General features: G+C 42.1%; 10 protein-coding genes and 1 other RNA gene. 2 read left to right on the top strand and 9 right to left on the bottom strand.

Features of this window, described 5'->3' with window-relative positions; all coding sequences use genetic code 11:
* Positions 1-36 precede the first annotated feature (36 nt).
* On the top strand, positions 37-1,110 hold the full coding sequence (locus OCK74_RS15990; protein WP_279298063.1) for an NAD-dependent epimerase/dehydratase family protein: 1,074 nt from the start codon (positions 37-39) through the stop codon (positions 1,108-1,110).
* A gap of 41 nt (positions 1,111-1,151) precedes the next feature.
* Here the strand turns inward: OCK74_RS15990 and OCK74_RS15985 are convergent, their stop codons facing one another.
* Entirely contained in the window at positions 1,152-3,122 is a 1,971-nt protein-coding gene (locus OCK74_RS15985) for a T9SS type A sorting domain-containing protein (RefSeq protein ID WP_279298062.1), read from the bottom strand.
* A gap of 528 nt (positions 3,123-3,650) precedes the next feature.
* On the opposite strand from OCK74_RS15985, the gene OCK74_RS15980 reads away from it, so the two are divergent.
* Complete coding sequence (locus tag OCK74_RS15980) at positions 3,651-6,452, top strand: cadherin domain-containing protein (protein ID WP_279298061.1); 2,802 nt, start codon at positions 3,651-3,653, stop codon at positions 6,450-6,452.
* A 76-nt stretch (positions 6,453-6,528) separates the two neighbouring features.
* Here OCK74_RS15980 and OCK74_RS15975 read toward each other — a convergent pair whose 3' ends face one another.
* The 8 genes from OCK74_RS15975 to rseP all read right to left on the bottom strand — a co-directional run bounded on the left by OCK74_RS15975 (position 6,529) and on the right by rseP (position 24,786).
* Positions 6,529-7,572, bottom strand: a complete 1,044-nt coding sequence (locus tag OCK74_RS15975) for a glycosyltransferase family 2 protein (RefSeq protein WP_279298060.1) — start codon at positions 7,570-7,572, stop codon at positions 6,529-6,531.
* Positions 7,562-8,698: a glycosyltransferase family 4 protein gene (locus OCK74_RS15970; protein ID WP_279298059.1), complete on the bottom strand. Its 1,137-nt coding sequence runs from the start codon at positions 8,696-8,698 to the stop codon at positions 7,562-7,564. Before OCK74_RS15970 ends, OCK74_RS15975 begins: the two co-directional genes overlap by 11 nt.
* Positions 8,699-9,244: 546 nt before the next feature.
* A complete protein-coding gene (locus OCK74_RS15965; protein ID WP_279298058.1) occupies positions 9,245-13,225 on the bottom strand; it encodes an Ig-like domain-containing protein in 3,981 nt (1,326 codons plus the stop codon).
* Between the two features lie 341 nt (positions 13,226-13,566).
* A complete protein-coding gene (locus OCK74_RS15960) occupies positions 13,567-16,170 on the bottom strand; it encodes an Ig-like domain-containing protein (protein ID WP_279298057.1) in 2,604 nt (867 codons plus the stop codon).
* 369 nt (positions 16,171-16,539) lie between these two features.
* A complete protein-coding gene (locus OCK74_RS15955; RefSeq protein WP_279298056.1) occupies positions 16,540-19,434 on the bottom strand; it encodes an Ig-like domain-containing protein in 2,895 nt (964 codons plus the stop codon).
* A gap of 466 nt (positions 19,435-19,900) precedes the next feature.
* Positions 19,901-22,501, bottom strand: coding sequence for an Ig-like domain-containing protein (locus OCK74_RS15950; RefSeq protein ID WP_279298055.1), 2,601 nt, complete (start codon positions 22,499-22,501; stop codon positions 19,901-19,903).
* A 491-nt stretch (positions 22,502-22,992) separates the two neighbouring features.
* Positions 22,993-23,365, bottom strand: a transfer-messenger RNA (tmRNA) gene (gene ssrA, locus OCK74_RS15945).
* Between the two features lie 71 nt (positions 23,366-23,436).
* Positions 23,437-24,786 carry an RIP metalloprotease RseP gene (rseP, locus tag OCK74_RS15940; protein ID WP_279298054.1) on the bottom strand — a complete coding sequence of 450 codons (1,350 nt, stop codon included), beginning with the start codon at positions 24,784-24,786 and terminating at the stop codon, positions 23,437-23,439.
* Between the last annotated feature and the right edge of the window lie 71 nt (positions 24,787-24,857).

Genomic DNA, 24,857 nt, shown 5'->3' with positions numbered 1-24,857 from the left:
GGAAAAACAAATCACACATTAAATTACACTACAATTATGCAAAAAATTTTAATTACAGGATCTTCAGGATTGGTAGGTTCTGAAGTTTGTTTCCACTTCGAAGCCAAAGGCTATGAAATTCATGGAATCGACAATAATCAACGGGCTGTGTTTTTTGGACCACAAGGGGATACCCGATGGAACCAGCAGCGCTTGCAGGCCGAACTGAAAAATTTTCATCACCATGAACTGGATATTAGAAACCGAACCGGGATCAATGATTTGATCCGACAAATAAAACCTGATGCGGTTGTGCATACTGCAGCACAGCCAAGTCATGATAAAGCTGCTGCTATTCCGTTTGATGACTTTGACACGAATGCGGTAGGCACACTCAACCTGCTGGAAGCTACAAGGCAATATGCCCCGGAAGCTCCTTTCATTTACATGAGTACGAACAAGGTTTATGGAGATGCTCCCAACAAAATCAGATTGAAAGAATGTGATACCCGCTGGGATTATGATGACGACACCTTCCTGAAAGGTATTCCTGAAACTTTTACAATTGATCAATCAAAACATTCATTGTTTGGCGCATCTAAAGTAGCAGCAGATGTAATGGTACAAGAGTATGGACGATATTTCAATATGCCTACTTGTTGTTTGCGGGGTGGATGCTTAACAGGACCAAATCACAGTGGAGTAGAACTACACGGCTTCTTAAGTTACCTGGTAAAATGTAATATTGAAGGTAAAAAGTATCTTGTGTATGGATATAAAGGAAAACAGGTAAGGGATAACATACATTCCTATGATATTGCCCGTTTTATGGAAGAATTTATCAAAACCCCAAGGTCGGGTGAAGTATATAATTTGGGAGGCGGCAAAAAAAATACCTGTTCTATTCTGGAAGCTTTTGCGATTACAGAACATTATTCCGGAAAAAAGCAGGACTATGAATACATTGATAAAAATAGAGAAGGAGACCACATATGCTATTACAGTGATTTAAGCAAATTAAAAGCTCATTACCCTGCATGGGATATTACCGTAAGTTTGGAAGAAACCATTCAACAAATTGTAAATGCCTGGATTAAAAAGTATAAGGTAAATGCAAGCTATGTACATTGATGATAACTTCACATAACATGTTATATTGGTGCATTTAATGTTTATTTACTCAATAGGATTTTTTTAGTAATAACTTTTCCGTTTACTTGCATGCTTACCAGGTAAATGCCGTTGGTTAACCTATCGTTTTCAACTTTAAGTTGTTTGTATTCACCTGGATTACTGTCTCCTGCAAAAACTCGCGTTATTAATTGTCCTTGTATATTAAATATTGCGATGGAAGCTCTTCCTTGTTTGGCCAGTGCGAAATTAATAACCAGGTTATTTTGCCCAGGCACAGATGATACATGTAAAACATCTTTTTTAAATTGCGATTCTGGGTTCGCACTTAATGCTAGGTTCATTTCAATATTATTATCTCTAGCTGTTATTTCATTCAAAGTAGATTGTGAAGCAGTTGTAGTGATCGGGGTTCCTTGAAAAGCACCAATATGAAACGTTGTTTTATTAACAAGGCTATTTCCCCAATAATCCTGTGAGCCTATATTTATATTGAATTGGGTCTTCAGGTTTAAACCTTTATTAATTAGAGCTGACGTTGATAATAACTTATATCTTTTAAGTGTTGTCAAATTCGTTGGATCGTTGAAAGTAACCCCCTGGGTTGTATCCGCAAATTGGGCATCTGTCTGAAGGCCGCTGGCAACCCCATTGATTTTCTCCTGACCTGTAGCAGACCGCCATGACGTGAGAGACGAATAGGTTGTGGCACCCCAGGTTATCTTGAATGTGCTGCCCGAAGACCAATAACTGTTCCCTTGCATCGTACAGGCAGATGTATTATAAGTTACCTGTATTAGTGGAACACCTCCCGTTGTTTGAAGTATATTGTTTCTTAGTTTTACATCCGTTATTGGGCCACTTCTTATGTAAAATCCTTTTGGCGTAGCTCCTGTACTTGGTTTAACAAATATGGTATTATTATATATTTTAACCGTCTGGATTCCTCCGCTAGTACTTGAAGCCCACATATGAATTGATCCTTGATCACCTTTACGGCCATCATTTTCGCTAATATTATACCTGATAGTGATATTTTTCATTAGGGGTGCTCCGTTGTATTGAGCAACCAAATACCCGCCTCCATAATTATCATGCGAATAGTTATATTGCATGACAGAGTTGGTACATCCTCCATCAAAATCAAATCCTCCTCCGTCTTTAGTGGTACCTGTTTTATTATGATGCGACTCATTGAATTGAAATGTAACGCTGTCTGACGCGTGGGCCCAAATACCAACTGGACCGCCATCCGCTGATTTATGCAGCCATCCATTATTATAGGATGTGCAATATTCTACAACTGCCACGTCTACACCTCCTAATGAGATTCCACTCCCACTATTTCCTGTTGTTAGTTCTGCTATTCCCGAATTGTTATACACTTTATTATATCCCAGGTAAACATTTCTTTGAATATAAGGTTGCATGGCAAAGGTTGAAATACCTGCCATCCCGTTATCATGAGAAATACAATTAGTAATGGAAATATCTTTAAAGCCGCCTGCCGTGGCCCAACTGCCAATGGAAATACCTGCTTCACGGTATCCAGATATATCTAGATTATTTAACCTCAAAAATGATAACCATTTGTTAGGTATATCCATATATATAGAAATTCCTGGCTTTTTATTAGTAAGGCGGTTTACTCCACTAACAATGAGATCCTTTATTATAAAACCTGCCGAATTGTATATATATATGCCAAATAAGGTATCACTGTTTATGGTTGCTCTGCCAGTGCCGTAAGAGCCAATTACAATTGGTTTAGTACTTGTACCGATATCTGTAGCTGTGAAGTATAAACTTCCAGGAAAAGTGCTGCCTCCCTGAAATAAAATAGTATCACCCTTAAAGTCTTTCAAATTAACCTTAGAAATTGTTTTCCATGGAGCACCTGTCGAAGTCCCTGTGTTCACATCATTCCCTAAAGGGCTAACATAATATGTAATACTATGCGAAATCAAAGACATCAATAAGATGCCAAACAGGAGGATAGAGGCCTTTTTCATATCAAACATTTATGAATGTTCATATAAGACTTATACAGATGAGTCTGTACAATGTTTCAAGAGAGATTCGTCTTAACAGGATGGGTTCTCTACAGTTTCTTGTCTTCAAGAGGTGGAGTGCGAATAAGAACAGATGTTCTGTTGTCATAGTGAACGCATATGCTCACTCTATGATTCCATAAGTTGAGGAAACTAATGCATGTTAAATATACTAAAGATTATAAAAGTTGTACCAATAATTTTTTAAATCACTACAGGTGATCTTGTTTGAATTTTAAATTATAGAGTTATAGAGTATCAGGAAATTCAATAATTACCATCGAGGATCTTTCTTAGCAATTTATTTTTAATTAAACTGGCAGGTGTCAGTTAAAATAAAATCATAACTTTAAAGTAAACTTTCCTCAACCCTTTGGAGCGCGCATTCTACTATCCTTCGAATGTCCCCCTTCCATTATCCCTTGCTCTAATCACTGGTACACAATTTTTACTGCTGAAGTAGTTTCTTTACTCATAAATGCTTAGACTATGAAATTGGGTTCTACATTTTTTTACCCTTCTCTATCGTTTCACTTGCCAATAACCTGGTTATTGGTTGTTCTGATTATTTCTGGCAGTTTTGAGGCTGCTCTAGCACAATGCCCGCCCATCAGCACCCTGCCCTGTGGCAATGTACAAGTGAGCCTGCCTGTTAGCCTGTCCTTCAGCAGCTCTGTGGCAGGAACCATCACTGATAAAAATGGAGCCGGCACCGGCTTTACTATGGTGGATGCCTACAGCGGTACCCGCCTCACCCAGGACGGCACCCCCTCCAATAGTAGTGTACCCGGCTATGAAGCCGCCCAACTCACCCTGGGCAGCGGCCGCTTGCAGATCCTTACCAACAAAGGCATTGCCTACCTCACCAACAATAACCAAATCAATGCCCTGGGTGTAAAAGTAGACAGCCGGGGCCTGTTGCGCCTGGAAACCACCCTCATCAATCCCTTCAATGGCACCTCCAGCCAGCAGGGGGGGCTGTGGTTTGGTCTGGGGGACAAAACCTTTGTAAAGCTGTCGGTTTCCGCCAATAAGGTGGAACTGCGCCGCGAGCTCAATGACCTCTCCAGTACGGTGAGCGGTACCTCCAATCCGGATCAGCGCATCACAGGAACTATCGCCAATCTGAACACCATGATCGTGCGCTTACGCCTGGTGGTAGATCCCACTGCCAATACAGCCGAGGGGTTTTATTCCACCGATGGGGTCAGTTATGTGAATGTGGGGGCGGCCTACAGCCCCAAGACGGTTTCGATTGCCGGCATGGGGCTGACGGCCAGCACAGCCTATGGGGGTATTTATGCCACCCACCGCAATGCCACCACAGCCGTGACTTATAGTTTTGAAGACTTCAGCATTTCTCAGCCCAGTGCAGGTAATACGGCTCCGGTGTTTTCCCCGGCCAGTTACAGCTATTCACTGCAGGATGATGCAGCTGTGGGTAGCCTGGTGGGGCAGGTGAGTGCCAGTGATGCTAATGGGGATGCCCTGAGTTATTCCATTGTGTCGGGAAATACCAATGGGGCTTTTTCCATCAATGCGTCTACAGGGCAGATCAGGGTGGCCAAAACCTTAAATTATCATAGCCAAAGCAGTTACTCCTTGGTGGTAAGGGCTTCGGATGGAGGAGGTCTTGCTGATAACGCTAGTACGGTTATTAATGTTGCTAACGGAACCAATACTCCTGATTTTAGTGCAATCAGCTGGGGTAGCGCTGCCAGTGAGCCATATGGAACTCATGAAATCCATGGGGCTGTAGTCGATGGTAAGCTGTATATTTTTGGAGGTTATGATATTCTAAAACGTCCTAGCTATTGGACACCTACCAAACGTTCATTTGTATATGATCCGGCTACTAACAGTTGGAGTGCTATTGCAGATTTGCCTCATACACCAAACGGTGCAGACTTTGGTGGTATCACCCATGAAGGCTTGGCTACAGATGGCACTGATATTTATTTTGCTGGAGGATATAAATCCAATTCAACGGGTACAGGCCAGGTATTTGGTACCAAACAGGTTTTCAGATATAATGTGGCAACAAACACTTATACCGCTTTGCCGAATCTGCCCGTAGAATTAGCTGCCGGGCAGTTACAATATCTAAATGGCAAACTTCATTACATGGGTGGGGCCAATTTGTCCCGTGCAGATGTTGCGATTCATTATGCGTTGGATTTAGACAATCTTCCTGCCGGGTGGAAGGCCATGGCACCTCTTTCAGATCCCCGCAACCATCCTGGTTCTGCTGTATTTGAAGGTAAAATATATTTTATTGGCGGAGCCCATCATCAGGATGCAGCAACTGTAACGCAAAAAACTGTGGAGGTTTATGATCCTAATACAGATACCTGGACAAGAGTGGCTGATATGCCGATTGGGCTGGATCATATATCATCGGCTGTTACTGTAATAGGCAACCGGATTTTGGTATTGGGAGGTGAAACGTCCCACAATGTAAAATCCAAGCGTGTTTTAGCATATACGCCCTCTACTAATACATGGGTAGATCTTACCCCACTACCCGAAACAAAATCGGCTGGTGTAGGCGTTACACTGAAAGGCGCTATCTATTATGCTGGCGGTAATTTTTCAACGCTGGTGCGGAAAGGAGCACCTGGAGCGGCAACCACGCAGCAGGTAGCAACTTTCACTCTCATTAATGCAGAGACAGACCAACCCATTCAGACACTTACCAATGGAAGTACGCTAAACTTGGCGACCCTGCCAAGCCGTAGCCTGAACATTAGGGCCAATACCAATCCGTCTACAGTAGGTAGCGTGGTGTTTGCCTTAACTGGCGCACAGACGAAAAACGTTATAGAAAGCCGTGCACCGTATGCGCTCTTTGGTGATAACAACAGTGGGGATTATTATGGCTGGACTCCGGCCACGGGCTCCTATACGCTAAAGGCTACACCTTTTACATCTACCGGTGGTGCTGGTACTGCTGGCACTTCATTAACAGTAGGGTTTACTGTGGTTGATCAGGCCGCGACTACATCTACAATTTCTGAAAACCAAACGCTTAGCCAGGTGAAGTTGTATCCTAATCCAAGTAAGAAGAGTGATGTACATCTGGAGGTCCAGAATATAGGCCAGCATGAAAAAATAACTCTTTATTTAATTGACATGAGCGGGCATTTATTGGAGGTGCGGCAATTAACCACAGATAATAATGGTAATGCCAGTACCATATTTTCAGTAAGTAAACAGTTGCTGGCTGGAATTTATTTGATTCAAATCCAGTTACCTCTAGGCCAGATACAGCGCAGATTGTTTGTAGACTAATCCTCAATCTTATCTGATTAAAAAAGGAAGCTTTTAACAAGCTTCCTTTTTTAATGCATGCATAATCAATAACTAACTATGTACCTTTTAAGGTTTTGGCAACCCTTTTTGAAAGTATAAAATTTTTAAAATAGGAACTCAGTAAGCGAATGATCCAATAAAAGCTCCTGATGTTTTTATTCATTTTCAAAGCTTGTTTTGCCAAAATAAAGGAAACTGCATTTTTATGGTCTTCTTTATAAATCCTGTAAGATGAACGTGCATAACTGATAGAGAAATTCTGCAAAGCTTTTTTTCTCACGTCTTTTCTTTTCCTTTCGGGCAGATACTTTTGGGAAATATCTATAACTTTTAAAAGATCTATATAATTCTGTTCTGATATAATACTTTGATTACTGATATTCAATTTACGAGTTCTGTACATGGCAAGGCAGGCCGGTGAAAAAGCCACAGGATAGTGTGCCGCTATCCTTATCCACATTTCCCAATCCTCTCCATATTCAACACCAAAAAAGCCCCCGAGTTTTTCATAAACCTCTCTTTTTACGACTACACATGGAGGCTGTACACGTTGCGCAGATGCAATCTTATAAAGCCAGTTATCTAAAACACCTGGCTTTTTCTTTAAGTAGGCGTTTAACGGTTTTGATTCATGACCGTCTTCATTAATAGCACAAAAGCTTGTTATTGCAGAACCAACATCCGGAAATTGATTAATTAGGGATTCAACCTCTGAATAAAAGCCTGTTTTTATCATATCATCCCCGTGTAAAAGATGCACCCAATAACCTTTTGATCTATTGAGGCATGTTTCAAAATTTCTCAGGCTTCCTACATTTTTAGGTTGCCTGTAATAGGAAATCCTCCCTTTGCCGATATCTTTAATTAGTGCTTCCACGTTTCCATCTGTACTACAATCATCCACGACTTCAATATGCATCCTTTCCAAACCGGGATCCTGGATAAGTACACTACGTAAGGTTCTTTCAAGATAATTGATACAATTATAAGTTGGTATCATCACTGACCAGAAAGGACGTTCGTCCTGAGTTGACACGGGATGAATCACAGGTGGGATTGGTGGAATGCGTTCATTCATCTGGATACTACTACAAGTCATTAATAAGTTTAAATATCTTTTTGCCGGTTGTTGTCCAGTTTAATTCTGTACAATATCGGTCATATGAGGAAAGGCAAAGTTGCTCATATTTCTGGGTTGACTGTGTTATTTCCTGGATATAATCAACCGCTTCTTCAATAAAGATCGACGGATCAAACACTTTCCCATTGATGTCATTGCGAACAATACAACTATTGCCACCTACATTAGTCGTGATACAAGGCATGCCGAAAGCATTGGCTTCAGAAAAAACAACAGGTGTGCAATCAGCTATAGTCGGAAGTAATAAAAAATGGCAGGTTGAAAATAATTCAGCTAGCTTTTCCTCCCCATCTATAGAGTCTTTTCCTATAAATCCATGATTAACGATGTTATTTTGCTCATTGATCGGCAACTTCCCTTTGATACCGGCAATATGTAAGGTAGCTTTCAATCCATTTTCATTCAATCTGTTGATAACTTCAAGAGCCTTGTCGCCTCCTTTTCTGATCCAGTCGACACCTAAAAAAAGAATGTGGATTTCATTATTGGAGGCTCTTTTTTTGATGATATTTTTTATGTCACAATACGCTGGTACACTCTTTAAGTTGGCTCCGAAAGGAGCAATTGAGATTTTTTTGGGGTCAGCATTGTAAAAATTGATTGCAGAATCTGCTGCCCACTGCGAGGAATAAATCAGTAGGTCACTATTATGAATGGCTTGCCTGTCAATCTCATGACCCTCAATAACGCACTGTTTAGTCAAATTTGAATAATTAGGATAAAGATGCAGAAGGCGCTCTAAAGTAGCGTCTGCATAAAGTATCCGTTTATATTCACTTCCTAAATGTGCCAGTACAATTGTGTTAGGAGAGAAGATGGCAGATCCCGCACCTAGTTTTTTCTGAATTATTTGTGCGTATGTCTTGGATACATTGATATTAAAGTGGCGGGAATATAATTTTCCTGCCATCCTTTTTACCAGATGTTGCTTCATGGAATGAAGTGATTGGAAGGGCGTATTGAGATTGTTAAGGTAATTCAAATCAAAACCCGCTTGCTCCAACATCACACCATAATAATAACCTAAGCCTGACCAGTTGTTTAAATTGGTAGCATCAAACACAGAGGCATAAGTCAGTTTCATTAAAATTGTTGTAATCTTTTAATAAAGCATTGGCATTTGTTCAGTGTCAGGATTCACAGGTTTGCACGAGCTAACATAGGATTTTTGGGGTAGAGGATTAAAGTAATTAAATGAATAAAATCTTGTTGCTTTTCACAGTTCAAATGTGGTATTCTGTCTAAATAAAACAAGAATACCGTTATTTATATGCTGGTCTTCGTTGAGGCTATTGAACTGCAATTTCCTATTTCTATCCCTCTTGGGTAAAGAACTACCTTAAAAAGTTTTTTCAAGCTCTGCTATACCAAATGGAGGAAAATCAATATAAATGAAATTAATATAATTTTTATTAATTTCAAAATACTTGAAATTTCTTTCCTTTTCTCAAAAAGCAAAGCCTGGCTAGATTGGTTATAAACTTTAGGGTCTTTCATACTGAATCTCATTAGAGGAATTGGAAAGTTACTTGCAAAACTGACCATGGAGTGCTTCGCATTAGGACTATCCAATAAACAAAAAAGGGCCGGAGTTTTCGCTCCGGCCCTTTTTACTATGAACTAATCCCTATTAATCTATTTTCTGGAACTTTTGGGTGCTGTCGATGCCTTCTCCGGCTATTTTCAACAGGTACATTCCGTGAGCTAAAGTAGAGATATCCACTTTGATGTTATTACCCGATAAGGTTACCGGCATACTCTTTACTATGCTGCCCGCCATATTGTAGATGGTCAGTTTGGCTGGCTGGTTATTGGCCAATCCATTCAAATCTACATTGATGGTGCTGGTGGCAGGATTGGGGTAGAGACGTAAACTTGTCGAAGAACTCATCTCCATATTGTTATCAGTTGGCATAGCCATACCAAGGTTACCTCCCTTCTTCACTGTAATAGTCACCGGAGCAGAGACAGTTACATTGCCGCTGTTGTCATAAGCCTTGGCGGTAATAGTGTAGGTGCCGGCTGCTACATTGTTCCATGTCCAGTCGTAAGGCGCTGCTTTTTCTGTTTGGATCAGGGTAGAGCCTTTGTAGAATTCTACCTTGCTGATGGTGCCGTCGACGTCTGTAGCTGTGGCAGTCAGGCGCACAGAAGCTGGTGCTGAATAAGTGGCATTGGCTTTCGGACTGGTGATTGTCACAGTTGGAGCCTGGTTAGCCTTCACCGTAATAGTTACAGGAGCCGAGGTGGATACATTACCACTATTGTCATAGGCTTTAGCGGTAATAGTATATGTACCGGCTGCTACACTGGTCCATGTCCAGTCATAAGGAGCTGCGCTAACTGTTTGCAGCAGGGTAGAGCCATTGTAGAATTCCACCTTACTGATAGAGCCATCCACGTCAGTCGCTGTGGCTGTCAGGCGAACCGAACCTGGTGCTGTATAAGTAGCATTAGCCGTAGGACTGGTCAATGATACGCTTGGCGCCTGGCTAGGATTCACCGTAATAGTCACTGGAGCCGAGGTAGTGACATTGCCGTTGTTGTCATAAGCCTTGGCAGTAATTGTATACGTACCGGCAGCTGCATACGACCATGTCCAGTCGTAAGGAGCAGTGCTCACTGTCTGCAGCAGGGTAGCGCCGGCATAGAACTCTACTTTGCTGATGGTGCCGTCTACGTCTGTAGCTGTGGCAGTCAGGTGAACAGAAGCTGGTGCAGTATAAGTAGCACTGGCAGTAGGACTGGTCAACGACACACTGGGAGCCTGGTTAGGATTCACAGTGATCGACACCGGAGCAGTAGTGGTGATGTTACCAGTGTTATCATAAGCCTTGGCGGTAATAGTATATGTACCGGCCGCTACACTGGTCCATGTCCAGTCATAAGGAGCTGCGCTAACTGTTTGCAGCAGGGTAGAGCCATTGTAGAATTCCACCTTACTGATAGAGCCATCCACGTCAGTCGCTGTGGCTGTCAGGCGAACCGAACCTGGTGCTGTATAAGTAGCATTAGCTGAAGGACTGGTCAGTGCTGCACTGGGAGCCTGGTTAGGATTCACCGTAATAGTCACTGGAGCCGAGGTGGTAACATTGCCTGTGTTATCATAAGCTTTAGCAGTGATGCTATACGTTCCGGCAGCTGCATATGACCATGTCCAATCATAAGGAGCTGCGCTAACTGTTTGCAGCAGGGTAGCGCCGGCATAGAACTCTACTTTGCTGATGGTGCCATCTGTATCTGAAGCATTGGCTGTTAGTTTTACATCAGCTGGTGCAGTATAAATAGCATTGGCAGTAGGACTGGTAAGTGACACAGTAGGAGCCTGGTTAGGCTTAACAGTAATCGACACCGGAGTTGAAGTGGTAATGTTACCAGTGTTATCATAAGCCTTAGCAGTGATGCTGTACGTGCCGGCTGCCACACTGGTCCATGTCCAGTCATAAGGAGCTGCATTTACAGTTTGCAACAGGGTAGAACCATTGTAGAATTCCACTTTGCTGATGGTGCCATCTGTATCTGTAGCTGTTGCTGTTAGTTTTACACCTGCAGGTGCAGTAAAGATGGCATTGGCTGTAGGACTGGTCAATGATACGCTTGGCGCCTGGTTAGGAGCTGCGCCTGTTTTCAACAGTACTACAGAGGTATAAGGAGCCAGGGTAATGGTGCCTGAGTAAGTCTTGTTCTTCATGTCTATATAAGTAGCATCCAATGCAATGGTCTTGCTTGTATTTGATGCATTGAACTCAAGACGCAGGTAATCATTGGGATCCACTGTGCTGCTCAAGGTCTTTGGCGCTTTATTGGAGCGGTCATCATGTACATAAGCCGACTGCCAACCAGAAAGGGCTAGTGTGCTGAGGACTTGTGTGGATGTGTACAGGCCTGTTGCTGTACGGATGGTGGTATTGTCGTCTATAGGACGTGCATAATAGTTGCTGTCTATAGTACCAAATGAATTGATGTCGCTACTTCCCAGGTAAGTATAGAAATAACCAACAGTTTGTGTCTTTGTCTTGGAAACATAGACGTTGTCTTTCATGTTCACTTGAGTAATGCGTGCGCCACCATTATCAAAGGTAAACTGCAACTGTCCTGAGTTATTGTCAAAGCTGGTATTGTCCCTGATGTTAAGTTTGTAGGCATTGTGCACATAAATACCAACCTTACCGCAGTTGGCTACTGTATTGCCTTGGATGTCAATACCGGCAGAATAGTTATCCAGGTAAATACCGGATGCTTGCAAGGTAGTTTTATCAGTGGTGCCTTCCTTGGCACCAATACCATTGAGGATGATATTGCCAGTTATCTTTCTGCCTACTCGTTCCACTTTATCAGGGGCTCCGGTATAAACGCCAGCACCATCATCTTTTACAAAACAAAAGTTGGTGATGAAGTTGTTTTTGATTTCAGTGTAATCTCCGGCAAAGCGGATGCCACAATAACCGCTGCTGTCAATAGTATTATATTGAACCAGGTTTTTGTCGCCATTAATGCGCATGCCTACACTTGTGTTGGCACCATTGTATCCCATACCAGCAAATTTGCCAGAGTTTTTGACGGTATTATTGGAGATGATCGAGTTATTAGTGCTGCTGACTAAGTAGATGCCAATGTTGTTGCTGTTGCTGATGGTGCTGTTATCCACCATTAATCCATTGGTGCTGCTAGCTTCAATACCATTATTGCCAGAATTGAGAATATTACAATTGAGGACTTGTGTGCCAGTGGAAGATTTGATGTATAGTGCATCATCATTGGCTCCTTCAAAGGTGAGGTTGCTAAGAGTAATATAGTTGTAACCGGAAATGTATACCTGGTTGTTCAGCACACTGGCCTTCACTTGATAGCTGGAAGGAGTGCTGGAACCAAAGTGTACAGTGAGTTTCTTGGTAGAAGCCTTGTAAGCCCACTCACCTTGTTTGTCCAGGGTACGTACATCATTTTGAATAAAATAACCATAGCCATCTTTTAGTGTATAACTTGCTGCCGGGCTATAGGTAATTGTGCCCCCAGAATGGGCGGTTATGCTTAAGCGGTCCAACGACCAGTGTGAACTGCGGATTACTACCTCTGCTCCGGCCCAGTTGGTGGAAGAGGTGAGTTCATTATCAGTAATAGAGTTAGTACCATGTGATTCAAAGTTCAGATAACCTTCATTAGTGGCATCTGAATTTGGATAGCGGCCAAGTTCCTGGGCTGCACCGTTCATGGTCACCATGGCAACCGAAGCGCCTAATGATGCATCCGTGCTTTCATAACGGCCACTGCCAATCGAAGTCCAGTTGCTCAGGGTAACAAAGCCAGTGATTACCGGGTTGTTACCACTGCCATATGCACCAATGGTAATGGGAGCGGCAGCAGTACCAGATTTGGTAGGTTTGATAGTACCATAAAAGGTTTCCCCTTTTTTAAAGAGAACCACGTCTCCGGGCTGAAGGGTACTAAAAATAGTGTTTAGCTTGTCAATACTTTTCCAGGGAGTAGACGGATTGGTTGCTTGCGTAGAAGAGTACGAATCATTTCCTGAAGTGGAAAAATAATACGTTGTTGCATGCACAAGCGAAGGGCAAAGGCATGCCAAAAATGCCCATAGCATTAGTGATTTCATAGGATATTAACTTTAGTAAAAAGGATTATTGGTAACGAAATTGGGTACGTAAATAAAATAAATAAAAGCTGTGTTTTAAAAAACGTAACAATTTATTTTGTGAATATAAGTGTATGTCATTAGCTGCTATTAGGGATAATTTGATAAAATTTACTTTAAAATGATATGGATTCGCTATTATATAAATAAAAGTGTTATTATGTGATTTTCATTTTAATATGTTGGTGATCGTTTGTATACTTTTAAGCATTGGCTATGTTAGTGAATAACAAACGGAATATATAATTGATATATCCCGTTTGTTATTATCCTACGGAATCACCATTTTTCAATTCAATTGTTTAATCTATTTTCTGGAACCTCTGAGAGTTGTTGATGCCTTCTCCTGCTACAGTCAACAAGTATGTTCCGGGAACTAAAGTAGAAATGTCCACTTTAATGTTGTTACCGGATAAGGTTACCGGCATGCTCTTCACCATGCTGCCTGCCATATTGTAAATGGTCAGTTTGGCTGGTTGATTATTAGTCAATCCATTCAAATCTACATAAATGGTGCTGGAAGCAGGATTAGGATAAAGACGTAAGCTTGCCGAAGCATTCATCTCCATATTGTTCTCAGTTGGCATGGCCATACCTAGGCTGGCTGCTTTCTTCACGGTAATTGTAACCGGAGCTGAGACAGTTACATTACCACTGTTGTCATAAGCTTTGGCGGTAATGGTGTACGTACCTGCAGCTACATTGGTCCATGTCCAGTCGTAAGGTGCTATTTTTTCAGTCTGGATCAGGGTAGAGCCTTTGTAGAACTCCACTTTGCTGATAGAGCCATCTGCATCAGCAGCTGTGGCAGTCAGGCGTACAGAAGCAGGTGCTGTATAAGTAGCATTGGCTTTCGGACTGGTGATGGTTACTGTAGGAGCCTGGTTGGGAGCTGTTGTACCAGTAGAACTTGAAGATGTTTTCATAAGCACTGCAGATGCATAGGGGGCCAAAGTAATGCTGCCTGAGTAAGTCTTGTTCTTCATGTCTATATAAGTAGCATCCAATGCAATGGTCTTGCTTGTATTAGATGCATTGTACTCAAGGCGCAGGTAACTATTAGGATCTACTGTGCTGCTCAGGGTCTTTGGTGACTTCTTGGAGCGGTCATCATGCACATAAGCCGTCTGCCAACCAGAAAGGGTCCTTGCGCTTATGACTTGTGAAGAAGTGTATAGGCCGGTTGCTGTGCGGATGGTTGAATTGTCATCTATAGGACGTGCATAGTAATTGCTGTCTAAAGTACCAAATGAATTGATGTCGCTACTTCCCAGGTAGGTGTAGAAATAACCAACGGTTTGTGTCTTTGTCTTTGAAACAAAAATGTTGTTTTTCATATTTATCTGGGTAATGCGTGCGCCAGTATTGTCAAAAGTAAACTGCAGCTGTCCTGAATTATTATCAAAGCTGGTATTGTTTCTGATATTAAGCTTGTGAGCGTTGTGTACATAAATACCTACCTTACCGCAATTGGCAACTGTATTGTCAGTAATGTCGATGTTGGCAGTGTAGTTATCCAGGTAAATGCCAGATGCTTGCAAGGTAGTTTTGTCTGTAGTACCTTCCTTGGCACCAATGCCATTCAGAATGATATTGCCGGTAATCTTTCTGCCTACTCGCTCCACTTTGTCTGGTGAGCCAGTGTAAATACCAGCACCATCATCTTTTACAAAGCAAAAGTTGGTGATGAAGTTGTTTTTAATTGTGGAATAGTTGCCGGTAAAACGAATGGCACAATAACCGGAGTTGTCAATGGTATTGTATTCAATTAAGGAGTTGTTACCATTGTCACGAAGACCCACACTGTTGTTGGCTCCATTGAATCCCATACCGGCAAAGATGCCTGAATTCTTGATGGCATTGCTGCGGATGGTGGTATAACTGTTGCCACCGGTCAGGAATATACCATTGTTGTTGCTGTAGTCGATGGTACTGTTTTCTACAAGCAACTTTGTGGTGCTGGTGGCTTCAATACCATTATTGCCGGTATTGAGAATATTACAATTAAGCACCTGTGTACCTGTGGAGGATTTGATATACAATGCATCATCATTGGCTCCTTCAAATGTGAGGTTGTCAAAAGTAATATAGTTGTAACCTGAAATGTATACTACGTTGGTTAACACACTAGCCTTCACTTGGTAGCTCGAAGGAGTACTGGAGCCAAAGTGTACAGTGAGTTTCTTGGTAGATGCCTTGTAAGCCCACTCACCTTGCTTATCCAGGGTGCGTACATCATTTTGAATAAAGTAGCCAAAGCCAGCCTTTAATGAATAACTTGCTGCAGGACTATATGCGATCGTGTGTCCTGAATGGCTGGTTATGTTCATGCGGTCCAGCGACCAGTGTGAACTGCGGATCACCACCTCTGCTCCGGCCCAGTTGGGGGAAGAAGGTAGTTCATTATCAGTAATAGAGTTGGTGCCTTTCGATTCAAAGTTCAAATAACCTTTATTTGAAGCATTACTGTTTGGATAGCGACCCAGTTCTTGGGCTAGGCCGTTCATAGTCACCATAGCAACGGTTGATCCCAGAGAGGCATTATAGCTTTCATAGCGGCCACTGCCAATGGAGGTCCAGCTACTTAAAGTAACAAAGCCTGTAATGACAGGATTATTGCCACTGCCGTAAGCACCAATAGTAATAGGAGCGGAGGATGAACCCGACTTATTGGGTTTGATGGTTCCATAGAAGGTTTCTCCTCTTTTGAACAGGACCACATCTCCGGGCTGCAGTGTACTCCAGATGGCGTTTAGCTTGTTGATGCTCTTCCAGGGAGTAGACTGATTGGTTGCTTGTGTAGAAGAGTACGAATCATTTCCTGAAGCGGAAAAATAATACGTTTTAGCTTGCACAAGTGCAGGGCATAGGCATATAAATAATGCCCAAAGAAGGGGTGATTTCATAGGATATTAACTTTGATTAAAGCTTAGAATATTGGTTTTTCAAATCAGAGTGTAAAATAAACCAATAAAAAGCCGACTCCGCTGTTAAAATGGGGTATATTTTCGTTGTGTAGGTAAAATCAACTAGTGATGATTACGAAGTATATTGTATGTGCTTCCAGTTTTGTGTGCGCGTGATAGCTTAAGTTTTATTTGTGTGTGATTGCCTTAAATTAATAAGATAGGTGTATATTCTTATTTATCAATGAATATAATATCTTATTTATATTCATTTTTTCGTTCCATAATAATAAAAGCCACAAAATTTTTTGTGGCTTTTATTATTATGGTGTTTTATGTAAAAGTAAACAGAGGTTTGTCTTCAATGGTTTAATCTACTTTCTGGAACTTCTGAGTGCTGTTGATGCCTTCTCCGGCTACACTCAACAGATATGTTCCAGGAACTAAAGTAGAAATGTCCACTTTGATGTTATTACCCGATAAAGTTACCGGCATACTCTTCACCATGCTGCCCGCCATATTGTAAATGGTTAGTTTGGCTGGCTGGTTATTGGTCAGTCCATTCAAGTCTACATAAATAGTGCTGGAAGCAGGGTTGGGGTAAAGACGTAAGCTTGCCGAAGCACTCATTGTCATGTTATTCTCTGTTGGCATAGCCATACCAAGGTTGCCTCCCTTCTTCACTGTAATAGTCACTGGAGCAGAGACAGTTACTTTACCGCTGTTGTCATAAGCTTTGGCGGTAATAGTATATGTACCAGCTGCCACATTGGTCCAGGTCCAGTCGTAAGGTGCTCCTGTTTCTGTTTGGATCAGGGTAGAGCCTTTGTAGAATTCCACTTTGCTGATAGAGCCGTCTGCATCAGCAGCTGTGGCTGTCAGGCGAACAGAAGCCGGTGCTGAATAGGTTGCATTGGCTGTAGGGCTGGTCAACGACACTGTAGGAGCCAGGTTAGAAACTTGACTAGAATTTACAGTAATGGTTATTGGAGCCGAGGTAGTGACATTACCACTATTGTCATAGGCTTTAGCTGTAATAGTATAAGTACCGGCCGCTACACTGGTCCATGTCCAGTCGTAAGGAGTTGCGCTAACTGTTTGCAGCAGGGTAGAACCATTGTAGAATTCCACTTTGCTGATAGAGCCATCTGTATCTGTAGCGGTGGCTGTCAGGCGCACAGAAGCCGGTGCTGAATAAGTAGCATTGGCAGTAGGGCTGGTCAGCGACACGCTTGGTGCTTGGTTAGGAGCCGGTGGATTAGTGATAGTTGAAGAAGTTTTCAAGAGTACTGCAGATGCATAGGGTGCCAAAGTGATGCTGCCTGAGTAGGTCTTGTTCTTCATATCTATATAAGTACCATCTAATGCAACGGTCTTGCTTGTATTAGATGCATTGTACTCAAGGCGCAGGTAACTATTAGGATCCACAGTGCTGCTCAGGGTTTTTGGTGATTTTGATGAGCGGTCATCATGCACATATGCCGACTGCCATCCGGAAAGGGTCCGGGTAGTAAGAACTTGTGAAGAAGTGTACAGGCCGGTTGCTGTGCGGATGGTTGAATTGTCATCTATAGGGCGTGCATAGTAGTTGCTGTCTAATGTGCCAAAGGTGTTAATATCACTGGTGCCCAGGTAGGTATAAAAATAAGCAACTGTTTGTGTCGTCGTCTTGGAAACAAAGATGTTGTCTTTCATATTTACCTGGGTAATACGCGAGCCTATATTATCAAAGGTAAACTGCAGCTGTCCTGAATTATTATCAAAGCTGGTATTGTTTCTGATATTAAGTTTGTATGCATTGTGCACATAAATGCCCACCTTGCCGCAATTAGATACTGTATTGTCTGTAATGTCAACGCCAGCGGTGTAGTTGTCCATGTAAATGCCAGATACTTGCAAAGACGTTTTATCTGTAGTACCCTCCTTGGCACCAATACCATTGAGGATGATGTTGCCAATCAGTTTCCTGCCATAACGTTCCACCTTGTCCGGAGAACCGGTGTAAATACCAGCAGCATCATCTTTCACAAAAGCAAAGTTGGTGATGAAGTTGTTTTTGATGGTGGTGTAATTACCGGTAAAACGAACGGCGCAGTAGCCAGAGTTGTCAATGGTATTGTATTCTATTAAGCTGTTGTTGCCATTGTCCCGAATACCCATGCTGTTGTTGGCTCCATTCTGTCCCATGCCGGCAAAGATGCCAGAGTTTTTGATGGTGTTGCTACGGATAGTAGTGTAGCTGTTACCGCCGGTCTGGAAAATGCCACTGTTGTTGCTGTAGTTGATAGTGCTGTTTAGTATTTGCAGCTTTGTGGTGCTGGTGGCTTCAATGCCATTGTTGCCGGAATTGAGAATATTACAATTAAGCACCTGTGTACCTGTGGAGGATTTGATGTACAGTGCATCATCATTGGCTCCTTCAAAAGTAAGATTGTTTAGAGTAATATAGTTATAACCTGAAATGTATATTACATTGGTTAGCACACTGGCCTTTACTTGAAAGCTGGAAGGAGTGCTGGAGCCAAAGTGTACTGTGAGCTTTTTGGTAGAAGCCTTGTATGCCCACTCACCTTGCTTATCCAGGGTGCGCACATCATTTTGAATAAAGTAGCCATAGCCATCTTTCAGTGTATAACTCGCTGCAGGACTGTAGCTTAAAGTATGTCCGGAGTGAGCGGTTATACTTAATCGATCTAGTATCCAGTGTGCGCTGCGGATCACTACTTCTGCTCCGGCCCAGTTGGGGGAGGAGGGTAGTTCGTTATCAGTAATAGAGTTAGTACCATGTGATTCAAAATTCAAATAACCTTTATTAGAGGCATCAGAATTGGGATATCGGCCAATTTCCTGGGCTGCACCGTTCATGGTCACCATGGCAACCGAAGCACCTAATGATGCATCAGTGCTTTCATAACGGCCACTGCCAATTGATGTCCAGTTCGTAAGTGGAACTAAACCGGTAATGACAGGATTGTTTCCGCTGCCATATGCGCCAATAGTAATGGGAGCGGAAGCAGTACCGGATTTATTAGGTTTAATGGTGCCATAGAAGGTATCCCCCCTTTTAAAGAGAACCGCATCTCCGGGCTGAAGGGTACTAAAGATGGCGTTTAACTTGTTGATACTTTTCCAGGGGGTCGACGGATTGGTTGCTTGCGTTGAAGAGTACGAATCATTTCCTGAAGTGGAAAAATAATACGTTGTAGCATGTACATACGAAGAACATAGGCAAACAAAGAGTGCCCAAAGCAAAAGGGATTTCATGGGATATTAACTTTGGTAAAATCTAATAATAGTGGAATATCGGTATCTGAATGTAAAGAAAAACATTATATAGCTGAGATAAATGTTAAAGTGAAATTTAATTTTGATAACTAAGTAGATACCATTATTTATAATTAGGTAAATAAGAGTAATATATGTTTTTCTGTGTTGCTTGTGTGGTATTGGGTAGTTATCATGTAAGTGTATACGCTTATTGATGGCTAGGGTTTAGTTTGTGATATTGGTTTATTGATGAAGAAAAGTTTGGTGTTCATTTTAAAAATGTATTATGTATGTTCGTTAAAATTGTTAATTATAATGCAATAGGGCATTGATGTTGAAAATATATGATAAGGGGATATGCTATTGGCATATCCCCTTTAATTTTAATAATCCGATCTTATTTGATATTTAAATGCTGCTGGAACTTACTGTAAGAAGCAAATAGCAGCTTGTCTTCAATGGTTTAATCTATTTTCTGGAACTTTTGAGTGCTGTTGATGCCTTCTCCGGCTACACTCAACAGGTATGTTCCTGGAACTAAAGTCGAAATATCCACTTTGATGTTATTGCCCGATAAGGTTACCGGCATACTCTTCACCATACTGCCCGCCATATTGTAGATGGTCAGTTTGGCTGGCTGGTTATTGGCCAATCCATTCAAGTCTACATAAATAGTGCTGGAAGCAGGATTGGGGTAGAGATGCAAGCTTGCTGAAGCACTCATTGTTATATTGTTCTCAGTTGGCATGGCCATGGCGAGGCTGGCAGCTTTCACCGTAATAGTCACTGGAGCTGAAGTAGTTACATTACCGCTGTTGTCATAAGCCTTGGCGGTAATAGTATACGTACCGGCTGCCACATTGGTCCATGTCCAGTCATAAGGAGCCAAATTTTCAGTATTGATCAGGGTAGAGCCTTTGTAGAATTCCACCTTGCTGATAGAGCCATCTGCATCAGTTGCCGTTGCTGTCAGGCGCACAGATGCTGGTGCAGTATAAGTGGCGCTAGCAGTAGGGCTGGACAGCGATACAGTGGGAGCCAGATTAGCCATAAGTGTACTTGTCGTGCTTGAGGCCGTTTTCAACAGTACTGCAGAAGCATAAGGAGCCAGGGTAATACTGCCAGAGTAGGTCTTGTTCTTCATGTCTACATAGGTGGCGCCAAGCGAAATGGTCTTGTTTGCATTAGAAGCATTGTAGACAAGACGCAGGTAACTATTGGGGTCAACTGTGCTGCTCAGGGTCTTTGGTGACTTCTTGGAACGGTCATCATGCACATAAGCCGATTGCCAGCCGGAAAGGGTCCGTGTACTCAGGACTTGTGTAGAAGTGTACAGCCCTGTTGCAGTACGGAGCGTTGCATTATCATCTAAAGGACGTGCATAATAATTACTGTCTAAAGAGCCAAAAGCATTAATGTCACTGGTGCTTAGGTTAGTGTAGAAGTAACCAACAGTTTGTGTCTTTGTCTTGGAAACAAAAATGTTGTTTTTCATGCTTACTCCGGTGACACGAGGGCCGATATGGTCATGTGTTATCTGCAACTGTCCTGAATTGTTATCAAAGCAGGTGTTGTTTCGGAGGGTGATCTTGTATGCATTGTGTATGTAAATGCCCACCTTGCCACAGTTGGCTACTGTATTACCTTGAATGTCAACACCTGAAGAATAGTTATCCATGTAAATACCAGAAACCTGGAGGGATGTTTTATCAGTAGTACCTTCACTGGCACCAATACCATTGAGGATGATGTTGCCAATCAGTTTTCTGCCATAACGTTCCACCTTGTCTGGTGAACCGGTGTAAATACCTGCCGCATCATCTTTTACAAAAGCAAAGTTGGTGATCAAGTTGTTTTTGATGGTCGTGTAATTACCTGTAAAACGAACGGCGCAGTAGCCGGATTTGTCAATGGTATTGTATTCTATTAAGCTGTTATTACCATTGTCGCGAATACCCATGCTGTTGTTGGCTCCATTGAATCCCATACCGGCAAAGGTGCCTGAGTTCTTGATGGTGTTGCTGCGGATGGTGGTATAGCTGTTGCCCCCGGTTTGGAAAATGCCACAGTTGTTGCTGTAGTCGATGGTGCTATTTAATATCTGCAGCTTTGTGGTGCTGGTGGCTTCAATACCATTATTACCGGCATTGAGTATATTACAATTAAGCACCTGTGTGCCTGTGGAGGATTTGATGAACATTACGTCATCATTGGAGCCTTCAAAGGTAAGGTTGGTAAGAGTTATATAGTTGTAACCTGAAATGTATACCACGTTGGTTAGCACACTAGCCTTCACTTTGTAATTAGAAGGGCTGCTGGACCCAAAGTGCACGGTAAGTTTTTTGGTAGAAGCCTTGTAAGCCCACTCACCTTGTTTGTCCAGGGTGCGTACATCATTTTGAATAAAGTAACCATAGCCAGGCTTCAATGAATAGTTTGCTGCTGGACTATAGGAGAGCGTGTGTCCTGAATGGGAAGTGATTTTTAATCGATCCAGGATCCAGTGTGCACTGCGGATCACTACCTCTGCTCCGGCCCAGTTGGGCGAAGAAGGCAGTTCATTATCAGTAATGGAGCTGGTGCCTTTTGACTCAAAGTTCAAATAGCCTTTATTAGAAGCATTACTGTTTGGATATCGGCCAAGTTCCTGGACTACGCCGTTCATGGTCACCATGGCAACGGTTGATCCTAAAGAAGCATTATAACTTTCATAACGACCACTGCCAACGGAAGTCCAACTACTCAGAGTGATAGAGCCTGTTATGACAGGATCGTTACCGCTACCATATGCGCCAATGGTGATGGGAGCAGAGGATGAACCCGATTTAGTAGGTTTGATAGTACCATAGAAGGTATCCCCTCTTTTAAAGAGGACCACATCTCCGGGCTGTAGGGTACTCCAGATGGCATTTAACTTGTTGATACTCTTCCACGGTGTTGATGAACTTTTGGCTTGTGAGGCGCTGTAAGAGTCATTACCAGAAGCGGAAAAATAATACGTTGCGGCATGCACAAACGAAGGGCATAGGCATATCAAAAATGCCCAAAGCAGTACTAATCTCATAGTTGGATACTAGGTTTTTAAAGGGTTTTTCAAAATGGGTTTAAGATATTAGTCTCAATCAGCTCTCAAGTCTTTGGGTCGTCTCTCAATTTTGCACAACCAAAGCAAACAACATCACTTTAATACCTCAGCAGTTTAAAAATCCTAGAGGTGGTGGCTATGAAAACCTGTCAATCAATTTGCTCATCCAACAATCAAATTGAGCTCGGTCTTATATTTGAACTCGGCCATTGTTAGCAAAGTTGGTGCCAAAGGCAGAGTTCTATTTGGTTATTTGAAAAAAAAGTAGTATATTTTATGATTTGCCCCTTGATATTCAGATTATAGAGAATGTATAATCAATTATTCTTTCTCTTAAGTATGAACGAAAGAGCCAATGATCTGTATTTAAGCACCATGCATCGACGTTATGAATGTTATTAAAAACAAAAAGCCTGTGATCAGTGCTTGTTTTCTGATCACAGGCTTTTTGTTTGGCCCAAAATGAGGAATTGTGGAGGTGACCGGAGTCGAACCGGTGTCCAAACATAACCGCCGAAAGCTTTCTACATGCTTATTTCCCAATTATTTGTCGGGAAAATAACCGGAAGAGAACGAACCAATTATTTCCTTAGCTGGATGGTACTTAAGCAACAGTCACAGCCTTCAGTTGCCGCAGCCTTTGCAGATTTGATTAAGCGGAGACACCCCGAAAGGCTAAAGGAAAGTCTCGGCCATAATGGATGCGCTAATTACTAATTAGGCAGCCATGGCGTAGTTAGATTCGCCATTTGAATTTTGAATATTCAGATTTACGAGCTAATTATCCAACGCTCGGCATGCTTACACTTTCAAAGATCTATGCTGTCAAAACCAAACACCCCCAAAGTATTTGTAAAACACGAAATTACGAATTATACACATCAGTTGCCGTGATGAGTTTCTTAATATTCACTTTATTTAAATAACCTCCAAATGTCTAACCCTAAAGCGTATGCCATTAAGCCCAATAATAATACCATGCCTACCATTTGGGCATATTCCATGAACTTGTCGCTTGGCTTGCGGCCCGTGATGATTTCAAATAGGGTGAATAGCGCATGACCTCCATCCAGTGCTGGAATAGGCAGGATATTCATAAAAGCCAGGATGATGGAGAATAAGGCAGTCATGGTCCAGAAGCGATGCCAATCCCAGCTTCCGCCAAATGTTTTTCCAATTGAGATTAAACTGCCCAGGTTGTCAGACACTTTGTGCTCTTTCGAAGTAAATAATAAGCGGATACCTGTAATGTAATCCCTAAGTGTATTGATGCCATAGCTAAATCCTGCAGGGATAGCTTCGAAAAACGAATAGTCTACTTTTTCTGTTCCTAGTAACACAGTAGGTGCTTGGGGATAGAAGCCAATGCTTCCATTTTCCTGAACTTTCACAGCTACTGTGGCTGTGTCATTTCCCCTCAAAACAGTAATGGGAATGACTTTTCCCTTATTTTGTTGTTTTAACCTTTCAAATTCATGGAAGTAGGTGACAGGTTGGTTATTGACCGACAGAAACCGGTCGCCTTTTTCAAATTTGCCACTGGCAAATTCTATTTTGGTCGAAAGACTATCTACAATTACCGGGAATCGCGGCGCCACAAAGCCTTGTCTTTGGTTTTTGGTCAGGTGACTGATAAATCCTTCCGGTAGTTTCAATGTAGTATCTTTTCCATTCCTGTTTACTTCCAAGGTAACTGCATCCGTAAGCATCAACTCTTTGGGTAAATTGTTCATAAACACCAAAGGCTCATTGTTAACGGCAGTTATGATATCTCCATCTTTTAAACCTACGGAAGTGGCCAGAGAATCTGTCGCAAGGCCATATTTCAGGTTTTTAACCGGCAATCTTTCCTCACCCCAAACAAATAAGATCATGGCAAACAGCACAAAAGCCAGGATAAAGTTGACCACAACCCCGCCAATCATAATGATTAACCTTTGCCAGGCAGGTTTACTGCGAAATTCCCAGGGCTGTGGCTCCAGTTTCATTTGCTCCTTGTCCATGCTTTCGTCAATCATGCCGGAAATCTTTACATAACCTCCCAGTGGCACCCATCCCAGTCCATATTCTGTTTCTCCAATCTGCTTTTTCCAAAATGAAAACCAAGGATTAAAGAATAAATAGAATTTTTCTACCCTGCAGCCAAACCACTTGGCAGGTAAAAAGTGTCCTAGTTCATGCAGGATCACCAATATGGAAAATGCCAGGATAAACTGCCCTACATTAGCAAAAAATGCCGACCAATCAATTGCGAGTAAAAACATAATGACCACCGATCCCGATAGGGATAATTTTAGTGATTTAAAATTTCTAAGTCGCAAATATCTTTAAATTT

The sequence above is a fragment of the Paraflavisolibacter caeni genome (assembly GCF_025628885.1).
In the GTDB taxonomy this organism is placed as follows: Bacteria; Bacteroidota; Bacteroidia; order Chitinophagales; family Chitinophagaceae; genus Flavisolibacter; species Flavisolibacter caeni.
This window is presented reverse-complemented; position numbering and strand designations above follow the sequence as displayed.